Annotated in this window: 14 protein-coding genes and 1 tRNA gene; 7 read left to right on the forward strand and 8 right to left on the reverse strand. The window is 68.2% G+C overall.

The window, feature by feature from the left end:
- A partial coding sequence (gene pepN, locus HMPREF0298_RS03570) for an aminopeptidase N (RefSeq protein ID WP_006839736.1) occupies positions 1 to 2,352 on the reverse strand: 2,352 nt, incomplete at its 3' end.
- 46 nt (positions 2,353 to 2,398) lie between these two features.
- Between pepN and HMPREF0298_RS03575 the strand changes: the two genes are divergently transcribed.
- Genes HMPREF0298_RS03575 through HMPREF0298_RS03585 form a run of 3 tightly spaced genes read left to right on the forward strand, consistent with a single transcriptional unit; the run spans position 2,399 to position 4,416 of the window.
- The gene (locus HMPREF0298_RS03575; protein WP_006839737.1) at positions 2,399 to 3,013 is read left to right on the forward strand and encodes a DsbA family protein; all 615 of its coding nucleotides are present in this window, start codon (positions 2,399 to 2,401) and stop codon (positions 3,011 to 3,013) included.
- 4 nt (positions 3,014 to 3,017) lie between these two features.
- Entirely contained in the window at positions 3,018 to 3,932 is a 915-nt protein-coding gene (locus HMPREF0298_RS03580) for an oxidoreductase (RefSeq protein ID WP_006839738.1), read from the forward strand.
- Between the two features lie 10 nt (positions 3,933 to 3,942).
- Positions 3,943 to 4,416, forward strand: coding sequence for a ribose-5-phosphate isomerase (locus HMPREF0298_RS03585; RefSeq protein ID WP_006839739.1), 474 nt, complete (start codon positions 3,943 to 3,945; stop codon positions 4,414 to 4,416).
- 3 nt (positions 4,417 to 4,419) lie between these two features.
- Here HMPREF0298_RS03585 and HMPREF0298_RS03590 read toward each other — a convergent pair whose 3' ends face one another.
- The 3 genes from HMPREF0298_RS03590 to HMPREF0298_RS03600 are packed head-to-tail and all read right to left on the reverse strand — an operon-like array spanning position 4,420 to position 7,291.
- The gene (locus tag HMPREF0298_RS03590; protein ID WP_006839740.1) at positions 4,420 to 5,553 is read right to left on the reverse strand and encodes a glycosyltransferase family 2 protein; all 1,134 of its coding nucleotides are present in this window, start codon (positions 5,551 to 5,553) and stop codon (positions 4,420 to 4,422) included.
- Positions 5,538 to 6,449 (reverse strand): glycosyltransferase family protein, encoded by a 912-nt coding sequence (locus tag HMPREF0298_RS03595; RefSeq protein WP_006839741.1) that lies wholly within the window; start codon positions 6,447 to 6,449, stop codon positions 5,538 to 5,540. Before HMPREF0298_RS03595 ends, HMPREF0298_RS03590 begins: the two co-directional genes overlap by 16 nt.
- The gene (locus HMPREF0298_RS03600) at positions 6,446 to 7,291 is read right to left on the reverse strand and encodes a WcbI family polysaccharide biosynthesis putative acetyltransferase (RefSeq protein WP_006839742.1); all 846 of its coding nucleotides are present in this window, start codon (positions 7,289 to 7,291) and stop codon (positions 6,446 to 6,448) included. Before HMPREF0298_RS03600 ends, HMPREF0298_RS03595 begins: the two co-directional genes overlap by 4 nt.
- A gap of 88 nt (positions 7,292 to 7,379) precedes the next feature.
- Here HMPREF0298_RS03600 and HMPREF0298_RS03605 point away from each other — a divergent pair, with 88 nt between their 5' ends.
- The 3 genes from HMPREF0298_RS03605 to HMPREF0298_RS03615 are packed head-to-tail and all read left to right on the forward strand — an operon-like array spanning position 7,380 to position 11,241.
- Positions 7,380 to 8,387 (forward strand): glycosyltransferase family protein, encoded by a 1,008-nt coding sequence (locus tag HMPREF0298_RS03605; RefSeq protein ID WP_006839743.1) that lies wholly within the window; start codon positions 7,380 to 7,382, stop codon positions 8,385 to 8,387.
- Positions 8,384 to 9,487 (forward strand): glycosyltransferase, encoded by a 1,104-nt coding sequence (locus HMPREF0298_RS03610; RefSeq protein WP_006839744.1) that lies wholly within the window; start codon positions 8,384 to 8,386, stop codon positions 9,485 to 9,487. The genes HMPREF0298_RS03605 and HMPREF0298_RS03610 overlap by 4 nt, the downstream gene beginning before the upstream one ends.
- Complete coding sequence (locus HMPREF0298_RS03615; RefSeq protein WP_006839745.1) at positions 9,484 to 11,241, forward strand: glycosyltransferase; 1,758 nt, start codon at positions 9,484 to 9,486, stop codon at positions 11,239 to 11,241. The genes HMPREF0298_RS03610 and HMPREF0298_RS03615 overlap by 4 nt, the downstream gene beginning before the upstream one ends.
- Here the strand turns inward: HMPREF0298_RS03615 and HMPREF0298_RS03620 are convergent.
- The 4 genes from HMPREF0298_RS03620 to HMPREF0298_RS03635 form a co-directional block, all read right to left on the reverse strand.
- Positions 11,238 to 12,512 carry a cytochrome b/b6 domain-containing protein gene (locus HMPREF0298_RS03620; protein ID WP_006839746.1) on the reverse strand — a complete coding sequence of 425 codons (1,275 nt, stop codon included), beginning with the start codon at positions 12,510 to 12,512 and terminating at the stop codon, positions 11,238 to 11,240. The two genes, HMPREF0298_RS03615 and HMPREF0298_RS03620, sit on opposite strands and share 4 nt — an antisense overlap.
- 6 nt (positions 12,513 to 12,518) lie before the next feature.
- Positions 12,519 to 13,451 (reverse strand): electron transfer flavoprotein subunit alpha/FixB family protein, encoded by a 933-nt coding sequence (locus tag HMPREF0298_RS03625; RefSeq protein WP_006839747.1) that lies wholly within the window; start codon positions 13,449 to 13,451, stop codon positions 12,519 to 12,521.
- Complete coding sequence (locus HMPREF0298_RS03630; RefSeq protein WP_006839748.1) at positions 13,448 to 14,239, reverse strand: electron transfer flavoprotein subunit beta/FixA family protein; 792 nt, start codon at positions 14,237 to 14,239, stop codon at positions 13,448 to 13,450. Before HMPREF0298_RS03630 ends, HMPREF0298_RS03625 begins: the two co-directional genes overlap by 4 nt.
- A 127-nt stretch (positions 14,240 to 14,366) precedes the next feature.
- A complete protein-coding gene (locus tag HMPREF0298_RS03635) occupies positions 14,367 to 15,176 on the reverse strand; it encodes a hypothetical protein (RefSeq protein WP_006839749.1) in 810 nt (269 codons plus the stop codon).
- A 119-nt stretch (positions 15,177 to 15,295) separates the two neighbouring features.
- Here HMPREF0298_RS03635 and HMPREF0298_RS03640 point away from each other — a divergent pair.
- Positions 15,296 to 15,370 (forward strand) — tRNA-Gly (locus HMPREF0298_RS03640).
- Positions 15,371 to 15,432 lie beyond the last annotated feature (62 nt).

The following is a 15,432-nucleotide window of genomic DNA, read 5'->3' on the forward strand; positions in this document are numbered from 1 at the left end:
CGCGCGCGCCGCGCGATCGCGCCCCTCGGACAGCACACGGCGCAGCCCCGCGGTGAGGTCCTCTCGCGCGAGGAGGGCATCGGCCTTGGCGATCGCCTCCTCGGAGATGTCCCACATCGGGTAGATGCCCTCCAAGGTGCGCTGCGCCATCTCGTTGGTGAGGCGATCCCACAGTTCAGGCGCGATGCGGAAATACTCGTCGCTCAAGCCCTCGAGGCCCTCGGCGTTGAACGTCAGCCCGTCCATGAGGTAGCGGATTTCCAGGTTGGAGCGATCGGAACGCGTGATCTCCTCCCACGCCCAGCGCTTGTCGGCCACCGCGCGTGCGCGCAGCTTGGACACGGCGCCCTCGGACGACGGATCGTCCACAGCGTCGGCGTCGTCGACGCCGCGCGTGCCGTGCGCGATGAGAGCGGTCAGCGCCAGCCAGCGCAGTTCTTTGTTGTCGGAGGTCTCGAGCAGCTGAGCGAGGTGTGCGGCGGAAGCGTCGTCAAGCGGAAGGCGAGCGAGCGCTCGGTCGAAGATCACCGCCGGCTCGGTACCGCGCAGAGCGTCGTTGAGCATGGCGGTGGCCTCGCCGCGGAATTCGGGGGCGACGTAGAGCGTCGCCGCGGTCACGGCCTGACTCAGCAAGCGTTCCTGGACGGTCGGCTGGTCCTCCGCGGCAACGTGTGCGGCCACGAGCTTGACAAACTCGCGCGCCGGCAAGCGCCCGTCGCGCGTCGCCTCCCAGGCTGCCGACCAGCACAGCGTGCGCGCCATCGGATCCTCAATCGCGCTGATGTGCTCGAGCACGAAGCGCATGTGCTCTTCGGTCAGGCCCATCAGGCAGTAGGTGAGGTCGCGGTCGTTGACCAACGCCAGGTCGTGTTTCACGCCGGCGAATTCGGGGATCTCGGTGCGGCTGCCCTCGATGAAGATCTCGGTGTCGTGGGTGCGGGTGACGCGGCCGTCGATAAGCGAGTACAGCCCCACACCAATGCGGTGGCTGCGCTGCACGTCGGACTCCTGCACCACCGCGAAGTAGTTCCCCGTGATCTCCGGGTAGAGGCGGGACACGCCGGTGGTGCGCAGCCACTGCTGCGACCACTGCGACAGGTCGCGCCCGCTCGCCGCCTCGAGCGCACCGAGTAGGTCGGCAAAGGTCGCGTTGGCGAAAGCGTGGTTGCGGAAGTGTTCGCGCACGCCGGCGAAGAACTCATCGCGGCCCACGTAGGCCTGCAGCTGCTTGAGCACGGACGCGCCCTTGGCGTAGGTGATGCCGTCGAAGTTCTGCTCGGCGGACTCGATGTCGGGCGCGTCCGCTGCGATCGGGTGGGTTGTCGGCAGCTGGTCCTGGGAGTACGCCCAGGCCTTCTCAATGGCGGCGAAGGTGACCCAGGCGTTCGGGTACTCGCCGATCTCGGTCTGCGCGATCGCGGACGCCCAGGTGGCGAACGACTCATTGAGCCACAGGTCGTCCCACCACTGCATGGTCACGAGGTCGCCGAACCACATGTGCGCCATCTCGTGCAGGATGGTGTCGTTGCGACGCTCGACCTTGTGCGGGGTCGGCTCGGAAGTGAAGATGTACTCGTCGCGGAACGTTACCGCACCGGCGTTTTCCATCGCGCCCATGTTGTACTCCGGGCAGAAGATCTGGTCGTACTTGCCAAAGGGGTAGGGCAGCGCGAAGTTCTCGTGGAAATAGACGAACCCGTCCTTCGTCTGGCGCAGCAGGCGCTCGGCGTCGAGGTGCTCGATCAGGCTGGCACGGGCGTAGAGGCCCAGCTCGATGCTCTTGTTCTCATCGGAGAAGGTATCGTGAACCGATTCGTACTCGCCGGCGCACACCGCGACGAGGTAGGTCGACAGCGGGTAGGTGATCTCGCACGACCAGGTGTCGCCGTCCCGGGCGGCTTTCTCGTTGAGGACGACGACGTAGCGCTCGGGCGCGGTCACCGAAATGGAGTAGGTGGCCTTGATATCGGGCTGGTCAAAGCAGGCGAACACTTTCATGCCGTAGGCCGGCTCGAACTGGGTGTAGAGGTAGTCCTTGCCGTCGGCCGGGTCGGTGAACTTGTGCAGGCCCTCGCCCGTGCGGCTGTAGGCGGAGGTTGCGGTGACCGTCAGCTCGTGGGATCCGGCCTCAAGGACCATGTCTCGCCCGTTAAGCTCCGCGCCGTCGAGGCTGGCGGAAAACGAGTCGGCGACGAGATCAAAGAACGTCTCGCCCTGCGTGGAGGTAAATCTCACCGTGGTGGTGGAGGTGAAGATGTCCTCGCCCGTGATGTCGAGGTGGATGTCGTAGTGCACGTCCGCGATGAGCGCGGCGCGGGCCTGGGCGTCGATACGCGAAAGGTTAGTCTTCATAATCGTCCACGCTACCCGCCCATGCGATTTCGCTAGGCTCGGGGACATGACTGACAAAGTAACTTTCTGGTTCGACGCAACCTGCCCGTTCTGCTGGCAAACCTCCCGCTGGATCAAGGAGGTGGAAAAGGTCCGCGACATCGAGGTCGAGTGGGTCCCCATGTCGCTCGCCGTGCTTAACGACGGCCGCGATCTGCCCGAGGACTACCTCGCCGCGATGGAGGCAGCCTGGGGTCCGGCGCGCGTCTTCGCCAAGGTGAAGCAGGAGCACCCGGAGAAGATCGACGAGCTCTACACCGCAATGGGCACGAAGATCCACACCGAAGGCCAGGGCGGCAAGCAGGGCACCGGCGCCTACAACGACATTATCGCCGCGGCCCTGGACAAGGTTGGCGTGCCCGGCACCTGCGCCGAGGTGGCTGATACCACCGACGCCGACGACCTGCTGCGCGGCTACCACGCCTCGGCGATGGACGCCGTCGGCGACGACGTGGGCACCCCGGTGCTTAAGCTCGGCGACACCGCTTTCTTCGGCCCCGTGATCACCCGCGTGCCCCAGGGCGAGGAGGCAGGCAAGCTTTTCGATGCCTCCGTCACGCTCTCCGCGTTCCCGTACTTCTTCGAGCTCAAGCGCTCGCGCACCGAAAGCCCGCAGGTCTAAGCCCATGCCGCAACGGGCATCCGAGCGCTGGGACGCCCAGCGCATCGCCGGGGTTGCCGGCAAGCGCTTCATTATCACCGGGGCCAACAGCGGTCTCGGTTTCGTCACGGCCCGCGAGCTCGCCCGCGCGGGTGCGGACGTCACCCTCGCGGTTCGTAACGAGGACAAGGGCCGCGAGGCCGCCGCCCGTATTAGCGGCTCCGTTGACGTCGAGCACCTCGACTTGGCGGATCTCTCCTCCGTGCGCCGCTTCGCTGAATCCACGGCCGAGCGCGGGCCTATCGACGTCCTGATCAACAACGCCGGCATCATGTACGTGCCGTTCGCCACCACGGCCGACGGCTTTGAGCTGCAGATGGGCACCAACCACCTCGGCCATTTCGCGCTGACCAACCTTCTGCTGCCCTCGATTACGGGCAAGGTGGTCACGCTCTCATCCATGGCTCACCGCCAGGCAGACTTGGACGTCGAGGACCTCAACTTCTCGCACCGGAAGTACTCGCAAATGTACGCCTACGGGGCGTCGAAGCTGGCGAACCTGCTGTTTACCTCGGAGCTCAACCGCAAGCTGGACGACGCCGGCTCCCGCGTGGTCGCCGTCGCCGCCCACCCCGGCTACAGCGACACCAACCTGCAGGGCCACTCCGAGAAGCGGCTCATGGACGCCGTGATGCGGTTTGCCAACCGCACGGTCGCTCAGTCCGCCGAGATGGGCGCGCTGCCGACGCTGTACGCCGCGGTGGAGGACATTCCCGGCGACAGCTTCGTCGGCCCCGACGGGTTCGCGCAGATGAGGGGGTATCCCACGCTGGTGGGCAGGTCGCAGGCCGCCCAGGATGCGGCGAGCGCCGCGCGCCTGTGGGAGGTCTCCGAAGAGCTCACCGGTGTGCGCTTCGCGCTGGGCGAGCCGGGGGCCTAAAGTGGGCACCATGCGTATTTATCTTGGGGCAGACCACGCCGGTTTCGAGCGGAAGAACCAGATCAAGGAGCACCTCGAGGCCGCCGGTCACGAGGTCATCGACTGCGGCGCGCACGTCTACGACGCCGCCGACGACTATCCCGCGTTCTGCATCGCCGCCGCCGAGTGCACGGTCGCGGACCCGGGCTCCTTGGGAATCGTGCTCGGCGGCTCCGGCAATGGCGAGCAGATCGCCGCGAACAAGGTCAAGGGCGCGCGCTGCGCCCTGGCGTGGTCCGCGGAGACCGCGCGCCTGGCCCGCGAGCACAACAACGCCCAGCTCATCGGCATCGGCGGGCGCATGCACACCGAGGCAGAGGCGCTCGCGATTGTCGACGCCTTCATCGGCCAGGAGTGGTCGAACGAACAGCGACACCAGCGCCGCATTGACATCCTCGCCGAGTACGAGGACACCGGCGTCGCCCCGGCCCTGCCGCAGGAGTAGGCCCTACCAGCCCGCGAAGATCCGCTCGAGGCGCTGCGGGCCCTCAACCGGGATCAGCCCCAGCCACGCCCCGGAGGTTCGCGTGCGCGGAGAGGTGAGGCTCAGCGCCCGGGCGGAGGCGACCTCGGTGCCGTCGGGCAGGACGAAGAACCTGTCCGTCGCGCGCCGGTAAAACGCCTCCGCGTCCGCCAGCGCCCACGGGGAGACGAGCGTGACGCGCAGCCGCTCGCCCGCGGGGCGGCCCGTGCGCACCCGGGGATCGTTCCTAAAAAGCGCCGGTTGCACGGGGGTGTAGACGCGCGCGTCGATGCGCAGCCAGGAAGAAATCACCACCTCGAGTGCGCCGGGTCCGCCGCAGTCGGGGACCACCACCGCCAGGTCCGCGGTGTCGAAGACGACACCCGCCGGCCGGGCGATGGGGTGGGTGATGCGCCCGGCGAGGGCGAGTGTCTCCGCGTTTTTCACCCGCACCTCCTCAGCTTCGTCGCAGTGCCGGGCGCCGAAATCGGCCTCGGGGTGGTGCGCGAGCGCGCCCGGCTCGTGCACGAACTCGGCGCCGGCGTTCCAGGCGCGCCACCCGAACTCCCAATCCTCGCCGCCGTAGCCGACAAAGCCCGGATCGAACCCGCCGATGTGGTGGAAGAAGTTCGCCGAGCAGGTCAGCACGGCCGAGATGATGTAGCGCCAGCTCGTGGAATCGGCCCGCGCGAGATCGGCTGTAGCGGCCCAGGCCTTGGTCAGCCAGCTCGGCTCCACCAGATCAGGGCCGGTAAGCCGCGTGCCCACCACCACCGCCCGGCGGTTGCGCTGCACGTGGGCCACCGCGGCGGTGAGGTAGCTGGGCTGGGGAATGGTGTCGCCGTCGAGAAACGCGTAGACCTCGCCGGTTGCCGCGGAGGCGCCCAGGTTGCGCGCGGCGGCGGCGCGGAAGCCCAGGTCGTCCTGGCGCACGGTGATAACGTCGGTCAGGGCGTCGACAAGCGAGGGCTCCTGCTCGGGCGGGGTTGGGGAACCGTCGTCGGCGACTATGATCTCCACCCGCGCCGGGTAGTCCTGCGCGCGAAGAGCTGCGAGTACGGCGCGCAGGCCCGCCGGGTTGTCGTAATAGGGGATGATGACGCTTACGTCAGGCCACATGCCGCCCACTGCCTTGTCCACGCCGCGGCGACGTCGCCCCAGCCGTAGCTCGGTGGATCTATCACGCGCGGGGTGAACTGCTCCACCGCCTCGCGCCACGCGCCGTCGCGCACAAGCGTGATGCGTCCGGGCAGCCACCTGTCGATCTCGCGGGTGTAGGCCGAGTCGCTGGCCAGCACGTTGCGGCCCGCGCCCAGCCACGTCATCAACGAACCTGAGGCGGAGAAATGACGGTGCGCGCACACCGGTACGGCGACGCGGCCCATCTCGGAGGCGAGCTCGTCCGCGCCGAGCCAGCCCGTGATCTCCACGCGGGCGGCGTGAGAGCTGAGATCGCGCGCCCACTGCTCGTGGCCCTGCGAGACCGCGCCGAGGAAGCGCAGGTCGTAGGCGGTGCCTTCGAGCGCCGCGATGAGGTCCTCGTGGCCCTTGCCTGGGTAGAGGAATCCCAGAATGCCCACCGTGCCGGGGACCGGGTCGAAATGGGATGAAACGCGCGGGATCGGCAGACGGATCACCGCGGGGGCCTGGTTGAAAAATTGCGCCTCGTGGTGGGAGTTCACAACGCTGACCGCCGCGGCGTCGCGCAAGCGCTGGTAGGCCTCGGCACGGCGCGCGCAACGCTCTCTGCCTTCCTCGGGCTGCGGGACATCGTGGAAGGACACCGAGGCAGGGCGCCCGCCCAGGCGGCTTAGCAGCGCCTCGACCGCCGCGAGCGGTTGGGCGCCGAAGAGGTGGTCGGTGAACGTGACGTGGATGGGGGAGTCGGCAAGCGGGGCGTGAGTGAATGCCTCCTCTCGGATGATGTCGCGCTCGCCCACGCCGAGCGCGGCTGCGAGCTGCAGCGCGTAGGCGGTGACGCCGTGGCCCTCCGGGCCGACGATGAGGTGTTTCATGCCAGCCCCAGGGTGCTCAGCCGCTGCGCGTGTCGCCTCATCCCGTGCGCGACAAGCGCCGGGCTGGCCCGGTAGAACTCCAGCTGCCGCGCGACGATGTCGTCGTGGTCGATCACCTCGCCGCCGCGCCGGGTCCAGTGCGCGCGGCCGGCGACCCTGACTCCCAGGGCCGCGGCCGCCTCGGGTGCGACGGGTGCGTCAAGCTCGCCGAGCATCTCGTAGTCGGGGGCGCTAACGCCGCCGGTAATGCCGAGTGCGGCGAGGATGCGCTCGGCCAGCACTACGAGCGTCGCGTTGTCCGGGTGGTTGACCGTGTGCCACACCGGGGACGTCTCAAGGTAGTCGGAGATGACGACCGCGCCGTGGCGCTGTTCGCGCGAGCGGATTTCCGCGATCGACATCAAGGCCGCGCGCCGCAGCGCCGCCGGCGGAGGCGAGATTTCCACTGCTCGGTCAAGGCCGCGCGCGACCGCGGCGAGGATGCGCAGGTCGTGGTACGGCACCACCGGCGGGTTCAGGGAGGGGTCGTCGGGGTCGCGGATGATCGCCTGGTAGGGCATGAGGGCGTCGAAACGCAGCACGGGCACCACCTGGTGGACAGCGTGGGCGGGCAGCTGGCTGATCAGCTGCGATGTGCCGACGGGCAGGCCACGGTAGTTGTCGCGGATTGGCTGGGTGACAAGGACATCGGTCCGCGCGATGAGGTTGCCGAACCACCCCATGTCCTCCGCCGTGAGTTCGTGCACGGGGGCGATGCGCTCGGAGGCGAACTTTCCGCAGCTCATGAGCAGCCTGCGGGTCGATTCCGCCTGGCAGTTTCCGACGACGGTGAGGGTGGGCATGGCCCCTAAGATACCAACCGCGGGGTGGGTGAAACTTTTAGCTGGACGCAGCAGAGCACTCAGATTCACAATTGTTTATATTGATGGAGTGAGCAAGCACGTACGCGACGTGCGGGTTTTGTCCATTCCCGCCCAACATCCCTACACGCAGGCAATTCGCCCTGCCGGTGTTGAGTACCTGCCCGATCCGGACATAGACGGCAACTGGTGGCCGCACCCGGCGCTCGAGGCCGAGTTTTGGCGCACCCCGCCCGCCGCGGACCTGGTGCACATCCACTTCGGCTTTGAGCACCGCTCGCCCGAACAGGTCGAGCAGTTGGTTGAGGCGCTGCCCATCCCGCTCGTCGTCACGGCCCACGACATCGACAACCCGCACCTGGCGGACCAAACCGCCCACCACCAGCGGCTGCGCACCCTCGTGGATGCGGCGAGCGCGGTGATCACGCTCACCGAGTGCGCGGCGCGCACGCTTGACGACGCCTTCGCGGCGCGCAACGTCACCGTCGTGCCGCACCCCGCAATTGTGACCGAGCCCCCGGCAGTGCGCCGGGAGCCTGTCGTCGGGGTGTTTCTCAAGTCCCTGCGCTCCAACGTGGTGCGCGACCCGCAGTTTTACCTCGACCTCAGCCGACGTGTTGCGTTGCGCGTGTTCGTCCACGACGAGCCTGCAACTGCTGAGCTACGCGCGGCGTTGGCGGGCGAGGTCGATCTGGTGGTGCACGATCCCTTCGATGACTCCGCGCTGCACCGCGAGGTCGCCGCGTTGACCGCCTGCGTGCTGCCCTACACCCGGGGCACGCATTCCGGCTGGCTGGAGATGTGCCGGGACTTGGGCACCGGCGTGGTGGTGCCCGATACGGGCTGCTACGCCGACCAAGTTGACCGGCCCGAGGCGGTGGAGGTCTACCGCAGCGCGGACGGGGCCAGCGCCGCTGACGCAGCCGCGCGCCTCCTCGCCCGTGGCACTGTGCCGTATTTGGGCGATAGGGTGGATCAATTGCGCCGGGTGCGCGCCACGCACGCCGAGATATACCGAAGCGTTCTGGATAGTTTTAACACCACGAAAAGAGCAGGAGAGGAGGTGAAGCGCCGATGACGATCGTGATGCCGAGTGAAGCGACGGTGAGCCGCGCGCCGGGGTTGAAGATCGCGTTCGTCGCGCCCGCGCGATACCCCATCCGCGAGCCCTACGCGGGTGGGCTCGAGGCATTTTGCCACACGATGGTCAGGGCGCTGAGCCTGGAGGGTCACGAGGTTGACTTCTACGCCGCGCGCGGCTCGGACGGCAACTGCCCGGAATTCGAGCTGCCCGGGGTGGACTGGGGAGCAAGCCCCGAGCTCACGTCCGACACCGGCTACCCGGAGGGCGAGCGCGAGCGGGAGGACCGCGCGTTCATTGAGCTGCGCCAGCTGCTGGTGCAGCGCGGCTACGACGTGGTGCACAACAACTCGCTGAGCCCGTGGATGTTCCCGTCGCCTGAGTCGCCGCAGGCCCTGCCGATGGTGACCACGCTTCACACCCCGGTACTCGACGAGCTGCAGGCGGTGATCGATCGCGCGGGTGCCGACGCGGGCGAGTTCGCGGCCGTCAGCCACGCGACCGCGAGCAACTGGCGCACCCCTTCGCCGGTCACTGTGATCCCGAACGGGGTCAACGTCTCGGATTGGACGCCGGGCCCCGGCGGGGCGGCGGCGGTGTGGTTCGGTCGCCTGGTGCCGGAAAAGGGCCCGCATTTAGCTATCGACGCCTGCCGGTTACTGGGGTTGCCCCTGCTGCTCGCGGGTCGCAAAGGCGACCACCGCTACTTCCAGGAGGAGATCGCGCCGCGGCTCAACGGCGAATCCATCCGTTGGCTCGGAGAGCTGTCCCACGCCGGGTTGCGCTCGTTGGTGGGCAGCTGCGCTGTCACCGTGGTGACCCCACGCTGGGAGGAGCCGTTTGGCCTGGTCGCTTTCGAGTCGATGGCGTGCGGCACGCCCGTCGCCGCGTTCGCCCGCGGTGGGCTCGGTGAGCTGCTTGCCAAGGCGCCCGCGGCACTGGCGCAGCCGGACGACGTGGTGTCACTGGCCGAGGCGATCCATTCGGCGCTGCACATCAAGCGGCCCACGGTGCGCGAATGGGTGGTGGACAACCACTCCCTGATCCAAACGGCGCGCCGCTACACGGATTTCTACCGGGAGGTGATGGTGAAGTGATCGGGATCTACGCCCACCACCACGGCTCCGGTCACCTGCAGCGCTGCAGGGAGATCCAGAAACAGTTGGCGCTGCTCGGCGAACGCGCGGTGATCCTGTCCACCGCCGACAGCGCCGACGTCGTGATTGCCGACGACGCAATGGACAACCGCGAGCGCCCCCACGACCGTGCGATGACGGCCGGAGGGACGCTGCACTACGCGCCGTACGGCAACCGCGACCTGCAAAGCCGCATGGCGCAGATCGCGCAGTGGATCGCGGACAACAACCCCAAGGCCTTCTACGTGGACGTCTCCGTCGAGGTCGGGGCGCTCGTGCGGCTTCTGGGCGTTCCCGTGATCACCCTGGCCATGCCCGGGCTTCGCGACGACGCCCCGCACCAGCTCGCCTATACCCAGGCCGACGCGATCATCGCGGCGTGGCCGTCGTGGGTGGAGCTGCCGGATCATTTACACGCCCACGCAAGCCGCGTGCACGCCGTCGGCGGGATCTCGCGGCTGCACATGCGCGAGCAAGTGCACCGCGACTCCACCCACGTGGTGGTCATGGTGGGCAAGGGCGGTGCGACGTGGGAACCTAGTGATTGGGCGGGCGTGGAGGCCGCCTGCGAGGGCTACCGGTTTACTTACCTCGAGGGCGACAACCGCGTCGACGATCCCACCGAGCTGCTCAGCGCCGCCGGGGTCGTGGTCAGCGCCGGGGGCCAGAACTCCATTGCGGATCTCGCGGTGACCCGCACGCCGGCGATCCTGCTGCCGCAGCCGCGTCCGTTTATCGAGCAGAAACTCAACGCCCGCCAGGTGCAGCGCGCCGGGCTAGCCCTCGTCGCCGAAACCTTCCCCGCCCCCGATACGTGGCCGGAGCTGCTGCGCCGCGCCGCCGCGCTTAAGCCCGACTGGTCGCGCTGGGAGACCGAGGGCGCGGCGCGCCGGGCGGCAGAGGTGATCGCGCGGGTGGCCGGGCAAGCGTCGCAGCGCATCGCGATCGTCTCGCTTGCCGACGCCAGCCGCGCCGCGCATCTGACCCACCAGGTCAACCTCACCCCCGAGGGCACCGAGCACATCACCGTCGCGCTTGCCGATGCAGCTGCGCTGCGCAAGGCGGTGCCGGAGTCCACGGTGGTGGCCGGGCGGCGCAACCTCGCCGCCGCGCGCAACTTGGCCGCCCGCACCGCGATCGAGCGCGGCGCGGAGATCCTGATCTTCCTCGACGCGGACTGCGTCGCCTCGGGAGATCTGGTGGGCGGCTACGTCGAGGCGCTTGCCACCCACCCGGGCGCGGTGGTGGCTGGCCCGGTGACGTATATGGCGCCCGGCGAGCTGCGCACCATCAACCCCGACCCGCACCCGGCGAGGCCGAACCCCGCGCCGGGGGAGGTGGAGAAGGCAGGCGACTACAACCTTTTTTGGTCCCTGTCGTTCGCCCTGCGCGCCGAGACCTGGCAGCGCATCGAGGAAAGCTTCGGCGGGTTCGACCCGGGCTTCTCCGGCTACGGGGGCGAGGACACGGACTTTGCCCGCAACCTTGCCCGCGACGGCATCGAGCTGTACTGGGTCGGCGGCGCCCACGCCTACCACCAGCACCACCCGGTGTCCTCGCCGCCGTGGGAGCATCTCGACGACATCCTGGCCAACGCCGCCTACTTCCACTCCAAATGGGGCGAGTTCCCGATGCAGGGGTGGCTGGATCAGTTCGCGGCCGAGGGCGCTATCGAGCTTGTCGACGGCACCTGGCGGCGCACCGGCACCCCCTAGCGTTGAGAGACGGTTCCCGTCAGGCGCGCCACGGGTGCCACCACCAGCGGGCGCGCGGCGAACCACGCCGCCGCGATCACGGCGAGCGCACCGAGGAAGACCAAGGTGCCGGTCCAGTCGGTGGCGTAGGTGGCCGGGTCGACGTCGCCACGCGCGGCGAACATCGCGTTGAGGTTGCGGCGCATGCCGGTCAAAAGAACGAGTCCGACGTGGGTGATGATGAACACCACGAAGAAGATCATGGTGGGAAAGTGGATCGAGCGTGCCGCTTTCATCGACACGAAGGACCAGCTCTTCGGCCACCACGGGCTCATCCGCGCGCCCGAGACAATCGCCAGGGGCGCGGCGATGAACACGACCGCGAAGTAGGTCAGCTCCTGGAGGGCGTTGTAATGCACCCAGCCGTTTTCCTCGGGCCAGTTCAGGGTGAGGTACTGCAGGCCCGCCGAGAGCGCATTGGGGAAGGTGTCCCAGCTCGTGGGCACGATCCGCGCCCACTGGCCGGTGGAGAAGAGCAGTACGTAAAACACTGCGCCGAGGGCCACCCAGGCGATGTCGAGCGCCAGGTGGAGCCACAGCGTCAGCGAAATCTTGGCCCGCGGGTTGTTCTTCGGAGCCCAGTAGGCTTCGGGTTTGCGCTCGCTGCGCACGGACAGTCCCGTCTTGATGATGAGCACCATGAGGAGCATGTTGAAAAAGTGGGCCCAGTTCAGCCAGGCGGGGATGCCCACCGGGGTGCCTGCGGGCAGCGGCTGGCGGCCGTCGAAGCGTTGGATGAACTGCCCACCTGCGTCGGTGCCCGCAATGTAGCGCGCTAGCAGCACGGCAAGCGCGAGGGCGAAACCGAACGCAATCGCGGGGGAAAGCCACCGGGCCCAGTTGCGCGAGGGTGTATCCGCGCTCGCGGTGGCCGGTTTCGGCGCCACGGGCTTCACGGGAGCGGGCTGCTGCGTCGCTTCCGCTGCCGGCGCCGGTTCGGAGGCGGGCTCTGGAGCTGGTTCCGGCTCGCGCAAAGCCGCCGCAGGCAGCGCGATGTAGGTTTCGCTGACCGGCGGGTACGCCTCGCCACCAGTGGTGCGGGGTAAACCGCGGCGCACCGCGACAGCGCTGAGGCCGTCTGCGGGCTCGGGCTGGGCGGGTGCGGGGGTTTCGGGTGCGGGGGTTTCGGGTGCGGGGGTTTCGGGTACGTCGAGGTCAACGACCGCACCGGCGGGCGGCCAGGGCTCGCCACCTGCCACCCGGGGGAGGCCACGGCGCAGTGGTGTCTGCATCGGTTTCTACTTCCTGGAGTCGAGCTCGGAGATGATCTTGGGGACGATGTCGAAGATGTCGCCGACGATGCCGAAATCCGCGACCTCGAAAATCGGCGCGTCTGGATCGTTGTTGATGGCGACGATCGTGTCGGAGGTCTGCATGCCCACGAGGTGCTGGATCGCACCCGAGATGCCGACGCCGATATACAGTTTCGGGGACACAAGCACGCCCGTCTGGCCGATCTGCGCTTCGTACGGCACCTGGCCCTCGTCGACGGCGGAGCGGGTCGCGCCGACGGCGGCGCCGAGGGCGTCGGCAAGCCCGCCGACGAGCTGCTCGAAGGACTCCTCCGAGCCGAGCGAGACGCCACCGGCGACGACTTTGTCGGCGGTGACCAGGTCGGGCCGCGGGCTTGAGCGCACGACGGGGGTGACCTTGACCACCGTGGCGCTGCGCGCATCACTGGCGGCGACTTCGAGGGTTTCCACCGCGGGCGTCGCAGGCTGCGCCCGCTTGTCGACGGACCCAGGTCGCAGCGTCACCACCGGCGCCGAATGCGTCGCCGCACCAACGGCGGTGTAGGCCCCACCGAAGTTGGAGTGATCTGCCACAACGCCCTCGGGGTCGCGGCGCAGACCGACGACATCGGTGAGCAGGGCCTTGCGGGTGCGCGCGGCGAAACGGGCGGCGGTTTCGCGCCCGCGCACGGAATGGCCAAACACGACTGCAGCCGGGTAGAGCAGGTCGAACGCGGCGACGGTGGCGTCGACAAGCGAGGCTCCCGGCGCGACAAGCACGCGGCTGGCTCCCAGCGACGCCAGCTCGTCGGCGTGATCGGCGGTGACCGTCAGCGCCACCGGCGTGCCGATCTCGCTGGCTGCGCCGATCAGCTCCGCCGCTGCGAGGTCGAGCGAGTCGTCGTGCGTGGGGTTGATGACGACGAGGATGTCCGTCATGCGCGTGCCTCCCGGGTGGTGAGGTTTTTGGATTCGAGGAAGTCGACCAGCTTGGCTGCGGCCTCGGAGTTGCCGTTGATGATCTCTCCGCGTTCGCGGGCGGGGCGCTGCGCGATGTCGACCACAATGGCGCGCGGGTGAGTCCAATCCTCCGGATCGACTCCGAGCTCGTCGAGGGTGACCGCGTTGATCTCCTTCTTCTTCGCCGCCATCAGGCCCTTGAAGTTGGGGAAGCGTGCGTCCGGGAACTCGTCCGACACCGCAGCAACGGCGGGCAGCTCGCAGGTCAGCTGGACCACCGCGCCATCGCTGGCTTGGCTGGCGGTGACCGTGGTGCCCTCGACGCTGAGATCGATGAGGTTGGTCAGGGCGGGGATGGAAAGCAGCTCGCCAACCATCGCGGCGATGACACCGCTGGCGCCGTCGGACGAAGCCGCACCGGTGACAACGAGGTCGTAGCCGTTCTTCTTCACCAGCGCCGCAAGCACCTCAGCCGTCAGCGTCAGATCGGCTCCGATCAGTTTCTCGTCCGAGACGAGGTAGGCCTCCGCCGCACCCATCGCGATCCCTTTGCGGATCGAGCCGACCGCACTTTCCGGGCCGACGCTTAAAATGTCGACCGAACTGTCGCCGGCGGCCTCCGCGATCCGCAGGGCGGCCTCGACGGCGCGCTCGCCTACCTCGTCGGCGACGACGTCACCCGTGCGGTCCGTCAGGCCCGTCTCGAGGTTCATGGTGCGGTCGCTGTACGTATCCGGAACTTCTTTCAGCAATACGGCAATGCGCATCGCGGCTCCTTACCAGCTAGATGGTCAAAGCAATGCTTCCGGAGAGTCTAGCGCGCCGCCGCGGCCGCGCCCCCATTGGGCAGTGCTGCCTTCACAGTAGCGGTGGGACAGCGGTGCCGTTGCGGGCTTAGAAGTCGAAACCGCCGAAATCGAAGCCGCCGTCGCCGCCGAAATCGCCACCGAAGAAGCCGCCGTCGCCGCCGGCGTCCCCGCCGAAATCGCCTCCGGCATCACCCGCGTCTGCGCCCGCATCACCGGCGTCGCCCATATCGGCGCCCGCATCGGCACCAGCGTCACCGGCTTCGAACTCGGCCGCGGACGGAGTGCCGGCCATACCGGCGAACATGGCCGAGTAGAACATCATCGAGCTCGCGGCCCACATGCCCGTCATCATTGCGGGAGCCCACCACGCGGACGAGTACCACCCGGCGGGCACAGGGCGACCCGCCACAGAACCACCGGGGTAATAGTGCGGGGTCTGCTCGGAGGCGGTGGGAGATGCAGTAATCTCCGTGCCGTCTTCCTGGGTCACTGTGCGCTGCTCCGTGACGCGGCCCGCGCGGCGCTGACCTTCGAGCTCCGACAGCGGCGGGCCAGGGGGCATGCCCATGATCTCACGGGCGGCGTTGACGTAGTGCAGACCCTCGAGGGCGGATTCGCGTGCCAGGTGTGCCTGCTTGACAGTGCGGGCGTCGGCAAGCGCGGCGGAAGCTGCGGTGAAACGCTCGGAGGCGTCCGCCATGGCCTGGGTGGATGCGGTGTCAGTGCCGGCTAGGTTAAGCACTTGGGAGCCGAGCCGGTCGGTCCAGCGCTTGGCGTCAGCGAGGGCGTCGTCAAGCTGCTCTTGCTCAAGCTGCTTGCGCGATCCACCACGCGCGCGAGTGCTGATCAGGTAGATGGCGCCGCCGACAACGGCGAGCAGGAGTAGCAGTTCCACGGGTTAGCCTCTCTTTAGAAGGTAGCTTTCACCCAAGTCAAACGGGCGCAGCGTGAAATTAGTTCCCCTTTTGGTCACCGGCCGTGCAGTGCGTTACACTATGACCCGCGTTACCGCATGGGAATGTCGTATAGTGGCTAATACCTCAGCCTTCCAAGCTGAAGACGCGGGTTCGATTCCCGTCATTCCCTCCACTTACCCAGGCGGACCTGACCCCTTGTTGGTGGACATAGGCTAGCCCCGGTTGACAGCCGGA

The sequence above is a fragment of the Corynebacterium lipophiloflavum DSM 44291 genome (genome assembly GCF_000159635.1).
In the GTDB taxonomy this organism is placed as follows: Bacteria; Actinomycetota; Actinomycetes; order Mycobacteriales; family Mycobacteriaceae; genus Corynebacterium; species Corynebacterium lipophiloflavum.